Consider the following 18190-nt stretch of genomic DNA (forward strand, 5'->3'; position numbering starts at 1 on the left):
CTCGCTACTCGCTACTCGCTTAGTGCGGATCTTCCGACCAACCATCGCTATCTGACATATCTGGTGCGCCAGCGATGCTGTTCTCTTCGTCTGCCCATTCACCGAAATCAATCATCTGACATTGCTTGCTGCAAAACGGGCGGTGCGGGCTTTGTTCGCCCCATTCAACGTCAGCATTACATTGAGGGCATTTAACGATGGTGATTTTCTTCGACATAGTGATTCTTAATTTGAAGGTGTAGTAATACCAATCGTAGTAAATAACTGGTCATCCTAGCTTGTTAAAACGCTCGATAACTTCGTTAGAAATTTTGATTGTAGAATAAATACTTATCGAAAATTTCTGTCTTGTTCTCAAGCCTTTTTCCTACGCTATTTATGAACACTTACTTACTGTGATTGGCATAAGAGTTCGTTTAGGCTCGAGTGAGGGCTCAAGCCAAACTATAAAAGGAAATTAATTAGGTGCAGATTGCCAATTCAAATTCGATGTCTTGAGTACAGGCTTGCCCAGTTTCAAAGCTCATGAACTTAACAGCAAAGCGGTTCTTGTGACCGGAGATCATCGGGTAGGCACCGTATTGCATCGGAATAGAAAGACGAAGGATATTCGCTTCATCGGCATCGCTCTGGAAGAAGCCAGCACGAGCGATTTGCTCTTTGAAGTGACCCGTCTCTCTGGTGAGCTTCAACCACAGTGTTAGCGCTTCATACAGAGGCTGTAGGCTATCCATCCAAGCTTTGGCATCTCGCATTCTCTTATCGAGAGGAAGGTGCAGCCAATAATGCAGTGCGGGCAGATCAAAGCAGCATGAACCACCTGGAAGATTAAAGCGTTGGCGAATTGCACTTAGGAAGCGGTCTTCTTTAAGTGACTGGCCAAAACGTTCTGCCTGCATCAGGTCACGATAGATGTTACCAATGTCATTAAGTAGTGATGTCAGCATCTCTTGATCGACACCTTCAACATCCAACCAGCTTTTGTAGGTTACACGTTGCTTCTCAATATCTTTTGCGAGTTCGCTCTTGAGTTGGATCTGTTCGAAGATTTCAATCAGATCAAAGATGGAACGGAAAAAGAGTTGATACTGTTGAGCATCGGAAAATGTAGAAGACAAGTGTAGCTGCCTCAAGAGCGATTCAACTCTTAAGTAGATTCTTGTTTTCTCATTTAGAGGATGTTCAAATTTATGGGTGATCATCAAGCAAACCTTCATTCAACATAGTTCTATTCTGACCCATCTACTGTACTGATTGCCAGATACTTTTGATGTAAATCTGTGATTTGAGGCAAAAGTTCTTGGTTTTTAGTATGGTTTTTAATCACGTCATCTGCAACTGCTAAGCGTTGTTCTCTTGAAGCCTGTGATTTTAAAATTGATGCAACTTGTTCCCTAGAAACATTGTCACGACTCATCGTACGTTCTATTTGAACTTCTGCTGGCACATCAACAATTAATACGCGATCGGCCATGCCTTGCATTTGGTTTTCCACCAATAGCGGTGCAACTAATAAACCATACGGGGATGTGATTTTAGACAGGTCACTGTCAATTTTGTCACGGATCATGGGATGAAGAAGATCATTGAGCCACTGCTTTTCTTTAGGATCTGAGAAGATCAGCTCACGCAGCCTACTTCGGTTGAGTGTTCCATCGTCAAGCAAGATAGACTCACCAAAGTGTTCTGTAATCTGTTTTAAGCCGACACTGCCCAGCGCAACCACTTCACGTGCCACGATATCAGCATCAACAATATCTATATTAAAATGCTCATTGAACAGGTTAGCGACCGTAGTTTTGCCACTGGCGATACCACCGCTTAATCCGATAATGATTGCCATGGTTAAATTCCTAGTACAGAAGTGAAATACCAACCCATGATGTCGTTACCCCACATCAAGCTTACCCAACCCGCAATCGCAAGGTAGGGCCCAAATGGAAAGGCTTTATCGATGCCTTGCTGTTTCAAGCGAAGTTGAATCAAACCAAACACAAGGCCAACAAGCGAAGATAAAAGGATGATCATCGGTAGGTGCTGCCAACCAAGCCATGCGCCAAGCGCAGCCAGGAGTTTGAAGTCACCGTAACCCATGCCTTCTTTGCCTGTCAGTAGTTTGAACAACCAATAAACAGACCACAGAGCCAGGTAGCCAGCCATTGCGCCAACCACAGAATCTTGCAGCGATACTGGGCTGATATTAAACAATGCTAAAGCGATACCGGACCATACTAAAGGCAAGGTGATTTGATCGGGCAGTAGCATGGTATCGAGATCGATAAAGGTCGCGGTAATCAGTGCGAAGGTGAAAAAAATCAAAGCAATGGCGTAGTAACTGAAACCAAAGTGGCTAGCAACCATTGTGCAAAGTATTGCGGTAAGCAGTTCGACCAAAGGGTAGCGAGCACTGATTGGATTAGCACAGCTATGGCACTTACCCTTTAAGAACAACCAGCTTAAGACTGGGATATTGTCGACGATTCTTAATTGGGTTTTGCATTTCGGGCAGGTTGAACGAGGAATACTGAGATTAAACTTCCCCTCTGGCGCTGGAATTTTATATTGAGAGAAATACTCCGAGCACTCTTGTTGCCATTCGCGTTCCATCATAATCGGTAAACGGTGTATGACTACGTTGAGGAAGCTGCCGATAAGAAGGCTAAAAATGAAAGCTAATACGGGGAATAGCCAAGGATAGTAGTGAAATACTTCCATAGTGTCCTTTACCACTTAATCAAGGTGAGCAGAGATTGCTGCTCATGGGTGTTTAGTTGCTTTTAACTATCCTAACACACTCATAAGATTAAAGATCGGTAAGTACATTGCGACAACAAGCCCACCAACAACAGTACCTAAAAACACGATGATCAGTGGCTCTAGAATTTTGCCCAAATTGTCGACTGTGTTGTCGACTTCAAACTCGTAAATGGAGGCTACTTTATTGAGCATATCATCAAGGTTTCCTGACTCTTCACCGATCATCACCATCTGTAACACCATTTCAGGAAAGGCGTTGGTATTGCGCATTGCGATATACATTGGCATGCCAGCAGCCGTTTCTCGGTGAACCTCAATGATGGCCGATTCATAATGCAGGTTGCCTGCGGTTTTGGCTGTGGTTTTAAGGCTCATTAAAATCGGAATGCCAGAACTAAAGCTAGTTGATAAGGTTCGGCTGAATTTGGCAATAGAGGCTTTGGCTAATACGCCACCAAGAACAGGAAAGCGTAATCCTAGCCGACTAACAGACAGTTTGATCGAGTGGGAACGCTGACACAGTTGGTACATAATCAGGAAAACAAGCCCGATGCCTACCGCCGTATAGAAGCTATAAGCCTGCATCCAATGGGAAAGGTAGAGTACTTGTTGGGTGAACCAAGGCAGGTCGGCGCCAAAGCCTGAAAACATCGACTCAAACTCTGGAATCACCATGGTCAGCATTAAATAAGAAACGGTCAGTGCAACGGTGACCACCATCGCGGGGTAGATGAGTGCTTTGACGACTTTGGACTTTAACTGCTCGCTCTTTTCTCTATAGGTCGCCAAACGTTCGAACACTTGTGCTAGGTTACCGGAGAGCTCGCCTGTGGCGACCAAATCAGTGTATAGGTCATCAAAGTGACGGCTTGCGGTTCGCATTGCTTTTGAGATTGGCGTTCCGGCTTCTACACCTTTGCAGATATGCGATAGAATCGATTTCATTTCAGCTTTGCGGTGATTGTCCGACACCAACTTGATGGCTTGTACGATAGGCACACCAGTGGCCAGCATGGTAGCAAGCTGCCGAGTCAAAATAGTGATGTCTTTGGCTTTTACTCTATGGGTTAAACGAGTGACGGCTGAAATACTTTTCTTTTTGATTTTCTTAATCTGAATATGCTGTTCTTTGAGCTTTTCTCGTACTTCCAATTCGGTGAGCGCTAACGTTTGCCCAGACACTTTCTTGCCTGAGCTGTTAATGCCTTTCCAGTGATAGCTTTTTAATTGTGATTGTTTGGACTTGCTACTCATTGGTGCTCCATTGGTTTATATGTACAGAACACGTTGCAGCTCTTGATAGCTGGTGGTGCCTTCAAGCAATTTATCTAGCCCCGACTCTTGCAGAGTTCTCATGCCTTCTCGGCGAGCCAAGTTTTCAATGGCCAACGCGTTCGGTTTGTCGATCAGGCTGCTTTTCAGTTGATCGCTAAACGGCATCACTTCATAGATACCCACTCGCCCCGAATAACCCTGGTTACACTCATTGCAACCTTTAGGACTCGCTTTGTAGATGGTTTGGCTGTTAGGAATGGAGTGACGCAGGAATATGTCTGGCGAGTCGTCATTTTCTTTGCAGTGGTTGCATAATCGTCTTGCCAGTCGTTGGGCGATAATCAAACTCAATGATGAAGCGAGGTTAAAGGGTTCTATACCCATATGTGCGAGTCGGGTGACGGTTTCTGCGGCGGAATTCGTGTGCAGTGTCGAAAGTACTAAGTGACCGGTTTGCGATGCTTTGATCGCGATTTCTGCGGTTTCCAAGTCGCGGATCTCTCCAACCATCACCACATCAGGGTCTTGTCGTAAAAATGATCGCAGAGCTTCCGCAAATCCAAAGCCGATCTTAGGCGTCACTTGTACCTGATTGATACCACATAGGTTAATTTCCACCGGATCTTCGGCTGTTGATATGTTGCGTTCAGTTGTGTTGAGCACTCGAAGGCCAGTATATAGGGAGACGGTTTTTCCGCTGCCGGTTGGGCCTGTCATTAAGATCATCCCTTGTGGGCGTTTCAGGGCATTGAGGTAGAGTGCTTTTTGATCTTCGCTGTAACCTAACTTATCGATATCTAGATTGGCCGCGCTGCTATCAAGCAGTCGAAGAACGATCTTTTCACCCCACAAGGTCGGCAAAGTTGATACACGCATATCAATCGCCAGTTCGTCGTTTAAACGTAATTTAATACGACCATCTTGAGGTAAGCGACGCTCGGCGATATCGAGTTTGGCGAGGATCTTCAAGCGCGCCGATAGACGACGACTTAAGTGAGAAGCGGGCTGTTGAATTTCGACAAGGATGCCATCGCAACGTAGACGTACGCGGTAGTTTTCTTCGTAAGGTTCAAAGTGGATATCTGATGCGCCCTTACGCACCGCATCGACCAGTATTTGATTGATAAAGCGGCTGACAGGGGAATCGTCTTGGCTGAGATCTTCAATCGACGCTATCTCATCGTCAGAAACCTCAACAAGATTGGCGAGTTCGTCTTGAGTTATCTCTTTGCGTTTGGAATCTTGCCCTGAAATAGAACGGCCATACAGCTTGCGTATAGCGCCTTCTAATTCAGAGTAATTAGCGACAACTAACTCGATCTGCAATCCCGTCGCGAATCGGAAATCATCTTCCGCTTGTAAATCGGTCGGGTCGGCTGAGGCGAGCGTAAGAGTAGAACTAGAAACTGAAATCGGGATAGCACGATATTTAGTAATCAGTTCACGAAGCCCTAATTGGTCACACAAGGTTTCGTAGTCAGTACTGGCCAGTTGTACTAACGGTAAACCGAAAATGGTTTTGATATTGCTAGCTAAGGAATCGCCGCTGAAGAAATCAAGAACGAGCAAAGCTTCAGGTGTAGATACACCTGAAGCATGTATATGTTCCGCAACGGCTTGCTCCTGAGTCAGGCTAAGTAAATTAGCCTGACGGAGAACGGTTGGGAGGTTGGTTAGCATAAAGATTACTGTGCTGCGCTACATCCTTTTGGATAAACCGCTTTATTGACAATATCTGCAGATGATTTGCACTTCCATGTACCATTTGTTTCTCGCGCCAATAAAATACTTTGACCTTTAAGGTCAGGACTTACTGTTCCGTTAAACTCGAATTTAATTGTTCCCGCAGCTGAAGAGGTAGTATTTGCAAAGGCAATATTGCCCATCTCTGATGTTGGGGTTCCCATAGCACTACTCTTTGTTGCGTCTGGGAATACACCATTTTCTACGGTATAAGCCTCAGCGTTGGTTTTTAGACCTGTTAAGGTGGCTAATGCAGAAGCGGCCTCACTTTTTGCTACATATTTTTGATATTGAGGAATGGCAATCGCGGCCAATACTCCAATCACGGCCACCACGATCATCAATTCAATCAGCGTAAAGCCTTTCTGGTTCGTTCTTTTGTTCTTGTTATTCATTGTTCTATTCCATTGTTTAGTTTGTTTCAGCGCAAGCACTGGTTGATGGAAAGAATAGAAGTTGAGATGGGGTAGTGGAATGGTGTTCAGGTGCGGTCGCGAGCGGTTTGGTATTTATTGGTGTAGTGTTTCATATAGCAGGCAAAATTATGCGATCAGCTTAAATAACTGCTTGAAATATTGATAATTCAGGCAATAAAAAAGGCACCGTTATTAACAGTACCTTTACAGAAATTATTTATTATTCAGTCAATTACGCTTTGAATCTCATTGATAGATCCATTGCTTTTAGGTGCTTAGTTAGCGCGCCTACCGAAATGTAATCAACACCCGTTTCAGCGAACTCTGCAATGGTATCTAAAGTTACGTTACCAGAGTTTTCTAGCGCAGCACGTCCTGCGTTGATTTTCACGGCTTCACGCATCATGTCTGTGGTGAAGTTGTCTAACATGATGATGTCTGCGCCAGCGTTGATCGCTTGCTCTAGCTCTTCTAGGCTTTCGGTTTCAACTTCCACAGGCTTACCTGGGTTCAGCTCTTTTGCTGTAGAGATAGCCTTCTCAATGCCACCACAAGCGATGATGTGGTTTTCTTTGATTAGGTAAGCATCGAAAACCCCAATACGGTGGTTGAAACCGCCGCCACAAGCGACTGCGTATTTTAGTGCGCTGCGCAGGCCAGGTATCGTTTTACGCGTATCTAACAGGCGGCACTCTGTGTGTTTAATTTTGTCTGCGTAGATAGCCGTCGTAGTCGCACAACCAGATAGCGTTTGAATGAAATTCATTGCATTGCGCTCACCCGTTAATAGCGCGCGTGCTGGGCCAGTTAGCGTGCAAAGCGTTTGGTTTGGTTCAACCTTGTCGCCATCTTCTACATTCCACTCGATAGTCACTTCACCGCCCAATTGCTTAAACACTTCATCTGCCCAAGCTTTACCGCAGAACACGCCGTGCTCACGGGTAATAATAGTTGCACTGTTGATTGCGTCTGCAGGGATTAGACTTGCCGTGATGTCAGCCGCTGGATCTAACGTGCCACCTAGGTCTTCTTTGATAGTCTCGGCTACTGCACGAGTGATCTCTAGAGGCAGTTGCTCTTTTAAGTAGTCAAGGCGTTGGTGGCTGTTATGTGTGTTTTTCATCGCAAATCTAATCTTGAAAGGGAGTGGGAATGGAATGATACTCTTGCTTAACTTCAAATTAAAGAGGCTAGCGCGACTGCTCTATGGGCAAGGTCACATCTTATTGTGCTAGCAGAAAAGAAAGTGAGACCAAGATGACGATCAGCTCCAACGGATGGTACGACAACGCTCGGCATGTTCCTTCTCCGTATTTTGATGCTCGACCGAGTGCCGACGATATTTCTCTGCTGGTGGTTCACAACATTAGCTTGCCTCCGGGTCAATTTGGTGGGCCTTACATAGAACTGTTTTTTACGGGCAAACTCGACCCGAAGGAACACCCGTTTTTTAAGGTGATTCACCAAATGGGCGTGTCGGCGCACTGTTTGATTCGTCGCGATGGGGAAGTGGTGCAGTTCGTTTCTTTCTTAGACCGAGCTTGGCATGCTGGCCAGTCGAGTTTTGCAGGGCGTGAAAGGTGCAATGATTACTCTATTGGTATTGAACTGGAAGGTAGTGACTTTGTAGCTTATAGCGAGCAGCAGTATCAAGCGCTTAGCCAATTAACAGAAACGCTCGTATCGACGTTTCCTCAAATCACCAGTGAGCGTATCACTGGCCATCAATATATAGCGCCTTTGCGTAAAACTGACCCTGGCTTGGTGTTTGATTGGCAGAAGTTTAAAAAAAATCTCAAAGCTTAAGCCTCAGTTTTTGACGATGGGCTTACCGCTGGTGGGCGTTGAATAGTCAACGCCTGGCATAATGACTTGTGAATTTTTGTTGTTGCGATGTAAAGAAAGTGGTGGAGAGAAGCGCATCAATAAATTGAGAGTGTGACGAACTTATCAAACACTCATTTATTAAAACTTATGAACAGAATTTCCACCCTAAATGTGCGCTTGGTTCGATTTTTAAACGAGTGACACTAATCTTTCTGAAACAATTCATTTTTATCCTGAAACTTTCTAGCAAGAACACTCCCCAAAAGTATTACCCCTGTAAATGGTAAGACCAATTTGGTTGCTGTTTTAAATTTCATTTGTTAAATCATGGTTAATTCACGCTGTATTCTATGATGCAGGTCAATTTTAGGCTGGACAGTGGCGTTTTAATTATGTTAATTTCTGCCCAACTTAAAATTGGTATTACCAATTGTCAGCGAAGAAAAAGAAGAACAACAAACTATGGCTTATCAAAGGATTCGTCAGCCAAAACTCTCCGATGTTATCGAACAAGAGTTAGAAAGGTTGATAGTGGAAGGAACACTGGCTCCAGGGCAGCAGCTGCCGCCTGAGCGCGAACTGGCGAAACAGTTCGATGTGTCTCGTCCTTCGATCCGAGAAGCGATACAACGTTTAGAAGCAAAACGCTTGCTTACTCGCCGTCAAGGTGGAGGTACGTTTGTTAGCGAAAATATCTGGAAAAGCTTTTCAGATCCTTTGCTTAATTTGTTGTCGTCCCATTCTGAAACCCAACTAGACTTGTTGGAATCGCGTCATGCGATGGAAGGGATTTCGGCTTACTTCGCGGCATTGCGTGGAACCGATGAAGACTTTGCTCGTATTCAAGCCTGCCAAGAAAAAATTCACGGCGCGCAAGAAAAGGGTGATATTGAAGCCGAATCTGCAGCGGTGATGGCTTTTCTTATTGCTTTAACAGAGGCAGCGCACAATGTGGTGTTATTGCACATTGTTCGTAGCTTGGCTCCGTTACTCGAACAAAACGTCTTAGAGAATTTAAAGCTGTTGCATCGTCGTAAAGACGTTGTGGAGAAAGTGAGTATACATCGAGCTAACATTGTGGATGCGATCGTTTCAGGACAGCCAGAACAGGCACGTGAAATGTCACACTCTCATTTAGCTTACATCGAAGAAACATTGATGGATTTGACCAAAGAAGAGTCGCGCCGCGAACGTTCTTTACGTCGAATTCAACAGGGTAAATAGCCGTAATACTTCGGCTATTTACGTGTTTAGTAGAATCCAACTAACAAAAAGGATAGATCGCCATGTCTGACATGAAGCATGACGTTGATGCTCTGGAAACTCAAGATTGGTTAGAAGCTCTTGAGTCAGTAGTACGTGAAGAAGGTGTAGAACGTGCACAGTTTTTACTAGAACAAGTTCTAGATAAAGCGCGTTTAGATGGTGTTGATATGGCTACAGGCATCAACACAAACTACATCAACACAATTCCAGCAGCACAAGAGCCAGCTTACCCTGGTGACGTAACTCTTGAGCGTCGTATTCGTTCGATTATTCGCTGGAACGCAATCATGATCGTATTGCGTGCTTCTAAGAAAGACCTAGACCTTGGTGGTCACATGGCTTCTTACCAGTCAGCAGCAGCGTTCTACGAAGTATGTTTCAACCACTTCTTCCGTGCTCCAAACGAGACAGACGGTGGCGATCTAGTTTACTACCAAGGTCACATCTCTCCTGGTATCTACTCTCGTGCATTCGTTGAAGGTCGTCTAACTGAAGAACAGCTAGATAACTTCCGTCAAGAAGTTGATGGTAAAGGTATCCCTTCTTACCCGCACCCGAAACTGATGCCTGAGTTCTGGCAGTTCCCGACAGTATCTATGGGTCTTGGCCCTATCTCTGCTATCTACCAAGCGCGCTTCCTTAAGTACCTTGACGGCCGTGGCCTGAAAGAAACTTCAGCGCAACGCGTATACGCGTTCCTAGGTGACGGTGAGATGGATGAGCCAGAATCACGTGGTGCTATCTCTTTCGCTGCGCGTGAGAAGCTAGACAACCTATGTTTCCTAATCAACTGTAACCTACAGCGTCTAGACGGCCCTGTAATGGGTAACGGCAGCATCATCCAAGAACTTGAAGGCCTATTTAAAGGCGCAGGTTGGAACGTTGTTAAAGTTATCTGGGGTAGCAACTGGGATTCTCTACTGGCTAAAGACACGACTGGTAAGCTTCTTCAACTAATGAACGAAACTATCGATGGTGACTACCAGACATTCAAATCTAAAGATGGCGCATACGTACGTGAGCACTTCTTTGGTAAGTACCCAGAAACAGCTGCACTAGTTGCAGACATGACTGATGACGAAATCTTCGCTCTTAAGCGTGGTGGTCACGATTCTTCTAAACTGTTTGCTGCATTCAACAATGCAAAAGAGACAAACGGTAAGCCAACTGTAATCCTAGCTAAGACTGTTAAAGGTTACGGCATGGGTGATGCAGCTGAAGGTAAGAACATTGCACACGGTGTTAAGAAAATGGACATGACTCATGTTCAACACCTACGTGATCGCCTAGGCCTAGAAGACATCCTTTCAGATGAGAAGATCGCTGAACTTCCTTACCTGAAACTGGAAGAAGGTACGCCTGAGTACGAATACATGCACGCTCGTCGTAACGCTCTACACGGTTACACACCTGCACGTCTTCCTAAGTTTACTCAAGAGTTCAAGGTTCCTGAGCTAGACGCATTCGCACCTCTACTAGGTGAACAGAAGCGTGATATCTCTACAACTATGGCTTATGTACGTACGCTAAACATCCTTCTTAAAGATAAGAACATTGGTAAGAACATCGTTCCTATCATCTGTGATGAAGCTCGTACATTCGGTATGGAAGGTCTATTCCGTCAGGTTGGTATCTACAACCCACACGGTCAAGAATACACACCTGAAGATAAAGGCATCGTTTCTTACTACAAAGAAGCAACGTCTGGTCAAGTTCTTCAAGAAGGTATCAACGAACTAGGTTCTATGGCTTCATGGGTTGCTGCTGCAACTTCATACAGCACAAACGATCTACCGATGATCCCGTTCTACATCTACTACTCAATGTTCGGTTTCCAACGTATTGGTGACATGGCATGGCTAGCAGGCGACCAACAAGCTCGTGGCTTCCTACTAGGTGCTACTGCAGGTCGTACAACACTGAACGGTGAAGGTCTACAGCACGAAGATGGTCACTCGCACATCCAAGCGAACACTATCCCTAACTGTATCTCTTACGACCCAACGTTCGCTTACGAGCTAGCGGTAATCATGCAAGACGGTATCCGTCGCATGTACGGTCCTGAGCAAGAGAACGTTTACTACTACCTAACAGTAATGAACGAGAACTACGCAATGCCAGCAATGCCAGAAGGCGCTGAAGAAGGCATCCGTAAAGGTATCTACAAGCTTGAATCTCACGCTGGTGCTAAGGGCAAAGTTCAACTAATGAGCTCTGGTACTATCATGAACGAAGCGCGTAAAGCGGCTGAAATTCTAAGCGAAGAGTACGGCGTAGCATCTGACGTATTCTCAGTAACGTCGTTCAACGAACTAACTCGTGACGGCCAAGCGGTAGAGCGTGACAACATGCTTCATCCAGAAGCTGAAGAGAAAGTACCGTACATCACGACTGTTCTTGGTAAAGAACCTGCAATCGCAGTGACTGACTACATGAAGAACTACGCTGAGCAAGTACGTGCGTACATGCCAACTGAGTCTTACAAAGTACTTGGTACAGATGGTTTCGGCCGTTCTGACAGCCGTGCAAACCTACGTCGTCACTTCGAAGTGAACGCTGGCTACATCGTAGTTGCAGCTCTAACTGAACTGGCTAAACGTGGTGACATCGAGAAATCAGTAGTTGTTGAAGCAATTGCTAAGTTCGATATCGACACTGAAAAAACTAACCCGCAATACGCATAAGACTGGCATTAAGGTAGGTAAATACAATGACAATCGAAATTAATGTACCAGACATCGGTGCTGACGAGGTTGAAGTAACTGAGATTCTTGTAAACGTTGGTGACAAGGTTGAAGAAGAGCAGTCACTGATCACTGTTGAAGGCGACAAAGCTTCAATGGAAGTTCCAGCGTCTCAAGCGGGTATCGTTAAAGAAATCAAAGTAGCTGAAGGCGATTCAGTTTCTACTGGTTCTCTTATCATGATCTTCGAAGCGGAAGGTGCTGCTGCAGCACCGGCTGCGCCAGCAGTTGAAGCGGCGGCACCAGTTGCTGCAGCTCCTGCAGCGGCGGCTGAGCTTAAAGAAGTTCACGTACCAGACATCGGCGGTGATGAAGTTGAAGTAACTGAAATCATGGTTGCAATCGGTGATGCAGTAGAAGAAGAGCAATCTCTTCTTACTGTTGAAGGCGACAAGGCTTCTATGGAAGTTCCTGCACCATTCGCTGGTATCGTTAAAGAAATCAAGATCGCTTCTGGTGATTCAGTTTCTACTGGTTCTCTAGTAATGGTATTCGAAGTGGCTGGTTCAGCACCTGCAGCAGCTCCGGCTCCTGCGGCGGCAGCACCAGTTGCAGCTGCTCCAGCAGCATCTGCTGAGAAAGAAGTAAACGTTCCTGATATCGGTGGTGATGAAGTAGAAGTTACTGAAATCATGGTAGCGGTTGGTGATACAGTAGAAGAAGAGCAATCTCTAATTACTGTTGAAGGCGACAAAGCTTCAATGGAAGTTCCTGCACCATTCGCTGGTACAGTAAAAGAGATCAAGATTGCAGCTGGCGACAAAGTGTCAACTGGCTCTCTAATCATGACTTTCGTCGTGGCCGGCACTCCGGTTGAAGGCGCAGCTCCTGCTCCTGTTGCAGCACCTGCACAAGCAGCAGCTCCAGCGGCGGCACCTGCTCCTAAAGCAGAAGCACCTGCAGCAGCTGGCGACTTCCAAGAGAACGGTGACTACGCGCACGCTTCTCCAGTAGTTCGTCGTCTAGCTCGTGAATTTGGCGTTAACCTTTCTAAGGTTAAAGGTACTGGTCGTAAGAGCCGTATCCTTAAAGAAGACGTTCAGTCTTACGTTAAAGATGCACTTAAGCGTCTTGAGTCTGGTGCAGCTGCATCTGGCAAAGGCGGCGACGGTTCTGCTCTTGGTCTACTACCATGGCCAAAAGTTGACTTCAGCAAGTTCGGCGAAACTGAAGTTCAGAAGCTTTCTAAGATTAAGAAGATCTCTGGTGCTAACCTGCACCGTAACTGGGTAATGATCCCTCACGTTACACAATGGGACAACGCAGACATCACTGAGCTAGAAGCATTCCGTAAAGAACAGAACGCAATCGAAGCGAAGAAAGACACTGGCATGAAGATCACTCCACTTGTGTTCATCATGAAAGCTGTTGCTAAAGCGCTAGAAGCATTCCCAGCGTTTAACTCTTCTCTTTCTGAAGATGGCGAAAGCATCATTCTTAAGAAGTACGTAAACGTGGGTATCGCTGTTGATACACCAAACGGTCTAGTTGTTCCTGTCTTCAAAGACGTGAACAAGAAAGGCATTTACGAGCTATCTGAAGAGCTAATGGCTGTTTCTAAGAAAGCACGTTCTGGTAAGCTAACAGCGGCAGACATGCAAGGCGGTTGTTTCACAATCTCTAGCCTTGGTGGTATTGGCGGCACTGCATTTACTCCAATCGTAAATGCTCCAGAAGTAGGTATCCTAGGTGTATCTAAGTCTGAAATTAAGCCAGTTTGGAATGGTAAAGAGTTCCAACCACGTCTACAGCTTCCACTGTCTCTATCATACGACCACCGTGTGATCGATGGTGCTGAAGGTGCACGCTTCATTACTTTCCTAAACAGCGCACTATCTGACATTCGTCGTCTAGTACTGTAATTGAGAAAGTAATTATTAAGGTGACTTTCGGGTCACCTTAATTCTTTATATAAAGACTATTTTTAGACAACAGTTTCCTGCATTTCTCATAATCTGATGGGGAATTGTTGTCTAGCTCACAGGCTAACTTAAAGCTACTTTCACACTGTTAACATCTCTGTAAAATGTTTCCTGTTTGAAAGCCCAATAATTTTAAGAACATCTACTCAGCCTGTTAGGGATAATGACTACAAGAGGTCACAATGAGCAAAGAAATTAAAGCCCAAGTTGTTGTACTTGGTTCAGGTCCTGCTGGTTACTCAGCGGCATTCCGTTGTGCGGATTTAGGTCTAGAAACAGTACTAGTTGAACGTTACAGCACTCTTGGTGGTGTATGTCTAAACGTTGGTTGTATTCCATCAAAAGCACTTCTTCACGTTTCTAAAGTAATCGAAGAAGCTAAAGCGATGGCAGAGCACGGCGTTGTATTCGGCGAGCCACAAACGGACATCAACAAGATCCGTATCTGGAAAGAAAAAGTAGTTGATCAACTAACTGGCGGTCTTGGCGGTATGGCTAAGATGCGTAACGTTACTGTTGTTAACGGTTTCGGTAAGTTCACTGGTCCTAACAGCATTCTTGTTGAAGGCGAAGGCGAAGCAACAACTGTTAACTTCGACAACGCAATCATTGCTGCGGGTTCTCGCCCAATCAAACTTCCTTTCATCCCACATGAAGACCCACGTATTTGGGATTCTACGGATGCACTAGAACTAAACGAAGTACCTGAAAAACTGCTTATCATGGGCGGCGGTATCATCGGTCTTGAGATGGGTACGGTTTACCACTCTCTAGGTTCTAAAGTTGAAGTTGTAGAGATGTTCGATCAAGTTATCCCTGCTGCGGATAAAGACATCGTTAAAGTTTTCACTAAGCGCATTAAGAACAAGTTCAAGCTAATGCTTGAAACTAAAGTGACTGCTGTTGAAGCAAAAGAAGACGGTATCTACGTTTCAATGGAAGGCAAAAAAGCACCAGCTGAAGCTGAACGCTACGATGCTGTTCTTGTTGCTATCGGTCGTGTTCCAAACGGTGCACTTATCGACGCTGAAAAAGCGGGTATCGAAGTTGATGAGCGTGGTTTCATCAATGTTGATAAGCAAATGCGTACTAACGTTCCTCACATCCACGCGATCGGTGATGTTGTTGGTCAACCAATGCTTGCTCACAAAGGTGTGCATGAAGGTCACGTAGCTGCTGAAGTTATCTCTGGTAAGAAGCACTACTTCGACCCTAAAGTAATCCCATCAATTGCGTACACTGAGCCAGAAGTTGCTTGGGTAGGTAAGACTGAGAAAGAAGCGAAAGCTGAAGGCATCAATTACGAAGTTGCTACTTTCCCTTGGGCTGCTTCTGGTCGTGCAATCGCTTCTGACTGTGCAGACGGCGTGACTAAGATGATCTTCGATAAAGATACTCATCGCGTAATCGGTGGTGCTGTTGTTGGTACTAACGGTGGTGAACTTCTTGGCGAAATCGGCCTAGCGATCGAAATGGGTTGTGATGCAGAAGATATCGCACTTACTATCCACGCTCACCCAACTCTACACGAGTCTGTTGGTCTAGCTGCGGAAGTATTCGAAGGTTCAATCACTGACCTTCCAAACAAGAAAGCAGTGAAAAAGAAGAAGTAATCCTTCTTTAGCCACTCGCTAATGTTTTTAAAAGCCGCTGATTCGTCAGCGGTTTTTTTATGTCTGAAGAAAAGAGCAGGAACGTTTCACTCCGAGATGCGAGTACGCTGCGCTTCGGGATGCGAAGAGACATTCCATTCTACAAAAAAGGGTTGGCCCATTAGGCCAACCCTTAAATTATTTACTCGAATCTACTTATAAATGCACAGCATGTTCAAGTAGCTATCCGTTAAGCTTGAAAGCTCTTCTGGCGTTTCTACACGTTTTGCTTGGATGAATAGCGAGTAGCAAATGCCGTGGAATAGATTGGCTAGATGTTTAGGATCGTGATCGTCACAAACTTCGCCACGTTCAATCGCTTTGCTAAACATGTTTTGTACTAACATTTGGTTAGTGCGGTTCGTTGTTACGAATAGCGGCCATACTTCATCACGAGTCGAAGCGCTCCATTCGAACCACACATTTAACCAATGGCTATCTTGAGCCACTAACGTCACCATTTCAGTCGCAATATTATGTAGGTTTTGTTTTGCGTGAATATCCAGATCGATATTGTCTGAAAGGAAGTTAGAGAATTGGCGTACAACGTGATTTAGTACTTCATCAACCAGATCTTCACGGGTAGGGAAGTAGTTAAATACAGTTGCGACAGACACCTGAGCGATGTCTGCAATATCAGCGTGTCCACCACGACCGATACCGCGGCGAGAGAATACCTCAAGAGCGATTTCCATCAATTGAAGTTTTCTTTTTAAAGGTGAAAGCCTAGTTCTAGGTCTCTTAGATATTGAGTCCATTTTATTTTCCTTGCCAACGAAATTTTTATATTAATGATTTTATTATTATTTAAGCCAAGATGAGTGTAATGGTGCATATGCGAATGGTCAATCCTTTCAGCTTGTTTTATAGACAGTTACATCAAACTTGATACATAAAGCGTGATCAGCATTGATGTGAAAGGAGACGAGTATTGGATAAGGCACCAGCGCACATTTCGTTGAGAATCTGACAGTAAATTCGAACCATAAGGTGGTGTGGGTATTTGAGCAGTGCTAGACTTACGCACAAAATTGAGCGACACAACTGACGAAACTGTCAACATTCGTCGCAATCACCAAATAGAATGAGAGCAGTATGAAGCATACAGTTGAAGTCATGATCTCTGAGCAAGAAGTTCAGGATCGAGTGAACGAACTAGGCAAACAGATCACGGAACACTACAATGGTAGTGAAGATCTAGTTTTAGTTGGCTTATTGCGTGGATCTTTTGTCTTTATGGCAGATCTTGCTCGTGCTATCGATTTAACTCACCAAGTTGATTTCATGACCGCGTCTAGCTACGGCAACGGCATGGAAAGCTCACGTGATGTTCGTATTTTGAAAGATCTTGATGATGATATCCAAGGTAAAGACGTTCTACTTGTAGAGGATATTATCGATACAGGTAACACGCTGACTAAAGTAAAAGAGATTCTGAGCCTACGTGGTCCTAAGTCTATCGAAATTTGTACGCTATTAGACAAGCCTTCTCGCCGTGAAGTGACTGTCGATACAAAATGGATTGGTTTTGAGATCCCAGACGAGTTTGTTGTTGGTGTTGGTATCGACTACGCACAAAAATATCGTCACCTACCGTACATCGGTAAGGTAGTACCTCAAGAGTAATCATTACGCTTGTGGTTTAGAAGTCATTAAAAAGCCCGCTTGATGCGGGCTTTTTGTATATATGACGGAATGGGTTAGCTTTGTTGACTAAGAAGAGGCGTCGTTAAGATCTTGTTTAATGCATCTAAGTGACTGTTCTCTAAAGTATCGTTACTTGAGCAACGTACGCCAAGGTCCTGTAGCTTGCCATCGCCAATACCATAAACCACACCATGGATTTCAACGTCTTGGCCACGCTCCCACGCATTTTGCATAATGGTTGAGTTACCTAGGTTATAAACCTGTTCTGCGACGTTAATTTCGCATAACTTGTCACCCCATTGCTCACGAGGAAGCCCCTCGATTTGCTTGCGGTATTTTAGGTAATTGTCACGGATGTGCAGTAACCAGTTGTTGATAAGACCAAGTTTAGGGTTATCAATCGCCGCGTTAACACCGCCACAACCGTAGTGACCACAGACAATAATGTGTTTCACTTTAAGCACATCTACTGCGTACTGAACAACAGATAGACAGTTTAGGTCTGTATGAACCACTTGGTTGGCCACGTTTCGGTGAACAAACAGTTCTCCAGAATATAAGCCAGTCAGGCGCTCGGCTGGAACTCGGCTATCTGAACAACCTATCCATAGAAAACCAGGGCTTTGACCCTCTTCAAGCGTTGTAAAATACTCAGGTCTTTCAGAGCGAATTTCTTCAGACCATTTGGAATTGTTCTCAAAAAGCTGTTTTATTTCTGGCATCTTGCTTCTTACATCCCTCAATTAAGATGCTTAACTATACACAATGTTACAAATTCAATCTCGTAAAAACTGCGTCAAAATGTACTCATCTGACGTGTTCTAGTAAGGAAAATCATAAACTTAGCCCACTATCAATAATCCGGTTATAAGACATGAATAATGTGATTGAATTAACACTTTCTGAATACTTGATACATTTGCTAAAGTGATAAGGTTTGT

At 44.7% G+C, this 18190-nt stretch carries 16 protein-coding genes; 6 read left to right on the forward strand and 10 right to left on the reverse strand.

Features of this window, described 5'->3' with window-relative positions; translation table 11 throughout:
* Positions 1-19 precede the first annotated feature (19 nt).
* The 8 genes from yacG to nadC all read right to left on the reverse strand — a co-directional run bounded on the left by yacG (position 20) and on the right by nadC (position 7314).
* On the reverse strand, positions 20-217 hold the full coding sequence (gene yacG, locus AB4384_RS00005; protein ID WP_004735515.1) for a DNA gyrase inhibitor YacG: 198 nt from the start codon (positions 215-217) through the stop codon (positions 20-22).
* A gap of 244 nt (positions 218-461) precedes the next feature.
* Positions 462-1202, reverse strand: a complete 741-nt coding sequence (gene zapD, locus AB4384_RS00010) for a cell division protein ZapD (RefSeq protein ID WP_017063237.1) — start codon at positions 1200-1202, stop codon at positions 462-464.
* Positions 1203-1228: 26 nt separating this feature from the next.
* Positions 1229-1843, reverse strand: a complete 615-nt coding sequence (gene coaE / locus AB4384_RS00015; protein ID WP_372128652.1) for a dephospho-CoA kinase — start codon at positions 1841-1843, stop codon at positions 1229-1231.
* 2 nt (positions 1844-1845) lie between these two features.
* Positions 1846-2715, reverse strand: coding sequence for an A24 family peptidase (locus AB4384_RS00020; RefSeq protein ID WP_017058945.1), 870 nt, complete (start codon positions 2713-2715; stop codon positions 1846-1848).
* A gap of 66 nt (positions 2716-2781) precedes the next feature.
* Positions 2782-4011 (reverse strand): type II secretion system F family protein, encoded by a 1230-nt coding sequence (locus AB4384_RS00025; RefSeq protein WP_372128653.1) that lies wholly within the window; start codon positions 4009-4011, stop codon positions 2782-2784.
* Between the two features lie 15 nt (positions 4012-4026).
* Entirely contained in the window at positions 4027-5712 is a 1686-nt protein-coding gene (gene pilB, locus AB4384_RS00030) for a type IV-A pilus assembly ATPase PilB (protein WP_372128654.1), read from the reverse strand.
* A gap of 5 nt (positions 5713-5717) precedes the next feature.
* On the reverse strand, positions 5718-6170 hold the full coding sequence (locus tag AB4384_RS00035; RefSeq protein ID WP_372128656.1) for a pilin: 453 nt from the start codon (positions 6168-6170) through the stop codon (positions 5718-5720).
* 253 nt (positions 6171-6423) lie between these two features.
* Entirely contained in the window at positions 6424-7314 is an 891-nt protein-coding gene (gene nadC, locus AB4384_RS00040; RefSeq protein ID WP_016790034.1) for a carboxylating nicotinate-nucleotide diphosphorylase, read from the reverse strand.
* Between the two features lie 83 nt (positions 7315-7397).
* Between nadC and ampD the strand changes: the two genes are divergently transcribed.
* The 5 genes from ampD (at position 7398) to lpdA (ending at position 15563) form a co-directional block, all read left to right on the forward strand.
* Complete coding sequence (gene ampD / locus AB4384_RS00045) at positions 7398-7997, forward strand: 1,6-anhydro-N-acetylmuramyl-L-alanine amidase AmpD (RefSeq protein ID WP_017059444.1); 600 nt, start codon at positions 7398-7400, stop codon at positions 7995-7997.
* A gap of 483 nt (positions 7998-8480) precedes the next feature.
* Complete coding sequence (gene pdhR / locus AB4384_RS00050; protein ID WP_136973772.1) at positions 8481-9242, forward strand: pyruvate dehydrogenase complex transcriptional repressor PdhR; 762 nt, start codon at positions 8481-8483, stop codon at positions 9240-9242.
* A 62-nt stretch (positions 9243-9304) separates the two neighbouring features.
* On the forward strand, positions 9305-11968 hold the full coding sequence (gene aceE / locus AB4384_RS00055; RefSeq protein WP_017059442.1) for a pyruvate dehydrogenase (acetyl-transferring), homodimeric type: 2664 nt from the start codon (positions 9305-9307) through the stop codon (positions 11966-11968).
* A gap of 26 nt (positions 11969-11994) precedes the next feature.
* Positions 11995-13890: a pyruvate dehydrogenase complex dihydrolipoyllysine-residue acetyltransferase gene (gene aceF / locus AB4384_RS00060; protein ID WP_372128657.1), complete on the forward strand. Its 1896-nt coding sequence runs from the start codon at positions 11995-11997 to the stop codon at positions 13888-13890.
* A gap of 242 nt (positions 13891-14132) precedes the next feature.
* A complete protein-coding gene (lpdA, locus tag AB4384_RS00065) occupies positions 14133-15563 on the forward strand; it encodes a dihydrolipoyl dehydrogenase (RefSeq protein ID WP_017059440.1) in 1431 nt (476 codons plus the stop codon).
* Between the two features lie 191 nt (positions 15564-15754).
* Here the strand turns inward: lpdA and AB4384_RS00070 are convergent, their stop codons facing one another.
* On the reverse strand, positions 15755-16360 hold the full coding sequence (locus AB4384_RS00070; RefSeq protein ID WP_019824386.1) for a LuxR/HapR/OpaR family quorum-sensing transcriptional regulator: 606 nt from the start codon (positions 16358-16360) through the stop codon (positions 15755-15757).
* Positions 16361-16697: 337 nt separating this feature from the next.
* Between AB4384_RS00070 and hpt the strand changes: the two genes are divergently transcribed.
* Complete coding sequence (hpt, locus tag AB4384_RS00075; protein WP_017059438.1) at positions 16698-17228, forward strand: hypoxanthine phosphoribosyltransferase; 531 nt, start codon at positions 16698-16700, stop codon at positions 17226-17228.
* 74 nt (positions 17229-17302) lie between these two features.
* Here the strand turns inward: hpt and can are convergent, their stop codons facing one another.
* Entirely contained in the window at positions 17303-17971 is a 669-nt protein-coding gene (can, locus tag AB4384_RS00080; RefSeq protein WP_017063246.1) for a carbonate dehydratase, read from the reverse strand.
* Positions 17972-18190 lie beyond the last annotated feature (219 nt).

Origin of the sequence: Vibrio sp. 10N.261.51.A4, assembly GCF_041471945.1 — a bacterium.
Classification (GTDB): domain Bacteria; phylum Pseudomonadota; class Gammaproteobacteria; order Enterobacterales; family Vibrionaceae; genus Vibrio; species Vibrio crassostreae_C.

Bases quoted from the DNA above. Each gene is read 5' to 3' on its own strand.
- yacG (WP_004735515.1), bottom strand. From the start codon at position 217: ATGTCGAAGAAAATCACCATCGTTAAATGCCCTCAATGTAATGCTGAC.
- zapD (WP_017063237.1), bottom strand. From the start codon at position 1,202: ATGATCACCCATAAATTTGAACATCCTCTAAATGAGAAAACAAGAATC.
- coaE (WP_372128652.1), bottom strand. From the start codon at position 1,843: ATGGCAATCATTATCGGATTAAGCGGTGGTATCGCCAGTGGCAAAACT.
- AB4384_RS00020 (WP_017058945.1), bottom strand. From the start codon at position 2,715: ATGGAAGTATTTCACTACTATCCTTGGCTATTCCCCGTATTAGCTTTC.
- AB4384_RS00025 (WP_372128653.1), bottom strand. From the start codon at position 4,011: ATGAGTAGCAAGTCCAAACAATCACAATTAAAAAGCTATCACTGGAAA.
- pilB (WP_372128654.1), bottom strand. From the start codon at position 5,712: ATGCTAACCAACCTCCCAACCGTTCTCCGTCAGGCTAATTTACTTAGC.
- AB4384_RS00035 (WP_372128656.1), bottom strand. From the start codon at position 6,170: ATGAATAACAAGAACAAAAGAACGAACCAGAAAGGCTTTACGCTGATT.
- nadC (WP_016790034.1), bottom strand. From the start codon at position 7,314: ATGAAAAACACACATAACAGCCACCAACGCCTTGACTACTTAAAAGAG.
- ampD (WP_017059444.1), top strand. From the start codon at position 7,398: ATGGGCAAGGTCACATCTTATTGTGCTAGCAGAAAAGAAAGTGAGACC.
- pdhR (WP_136973772.1), top strand. From the start codon at position 8,481: ATGGCTTATCAAAGGATTCGTCAGCCAAAACTCTCCGATGTTATCGAA.
- aceE (WP_017059442.1), top strand. From the start codon at position 9,305: ATGTCTGACATGAAGCATGACGTTGATGCTCTGGAAACTCAAGATTGG.
- aceF (WP_372128657.1), top strand. From the start codon at position 11,995: ATGACAATCGAAATTAATGTACCAGACATCGGTGCTGACGAGGTTGAA.
- lpdA (WP_017059440.1), top strand. From the start codon at position 14,133: ATGAGCAAAGAAATTAAAGCCCAAGTTGTTGTACTTGGTTCAGGTCCT.
- AB4384_RS00070 (WP_019824386.1), bottom strand. From the start codon at position 16,360: ATGGACTCAATATCTAAGAGACCTAGAACTAGGCTTTCACCTTTAAAA.
- hpt (WP_017059438.1), top strand. From the start codon at position 16,698: ATGAAGCATACAGTTGAAGTCATGATCTCTGAGCAAGAAGTTCAGGAT.
- can (WP_017063246.1), bottom strand. From the start codon at position 17,971: ATGCCAGAAATAAAACAGCTTTTTGAGAACAATTCCAAATGGTCTGAA.